Genomic DNA, 331 nt, shown 5'->3' with positions numbered 1-331 from the left:
GACCAATGACCATCCTCATTACCGGTGCCACCGGCCGCGTCGGCCGCAACGTTGTCGAGCAGCTCACCAAGCGCGGCGCGAGCGTGCGCGTCCTCACCCGCGATCCGGCGAAAACCACTTTCAACGGCGATGTGGAGGTGGCGAAAGGCGACCTTCTCGACCTCGACGCCCTGCGGAACGCCTTCACCGGGGTCCGCACGCTGTTTCTACTGAATGCGGTGACGGGTGACGAGTTCACCCAGGCGATCATCGCCCTGAACGCCGCGCGCGCCGCAGGCATCGAACGGGTCGTCTACCTGTCGGTGTTCGATGCCGACCGCGCCGTCAACGT

Annotated in this window: 1 protein-coding gene; it reads left to right on the top strand. The window is 65.9% G+C overall.

The window, feature by feature from the left end:
* Positions 1-5: 5 nt before the first annotated feature.
* A partial coding sequence (locus MKK68_RS21905; RefSeq protein WP_244032926.1) for an SDR family oxidoreductase occupies positions 6-331 on the top strand: 326 nt, incomplete at its 3' end.

The organism is Methylobacterium sp. E-016, from assembly GCF_022829745.1.
In the GTDB taxonomy this organism is placed as follows: Bacteria; Pseudomonadota; Alphaproteobacteria; order Rhizobiales; family Beijerinckiaceae; genus Methylobacterium.
This window is presented reverse-complemented; position numbering and strand designations above follow the sequence as displayed.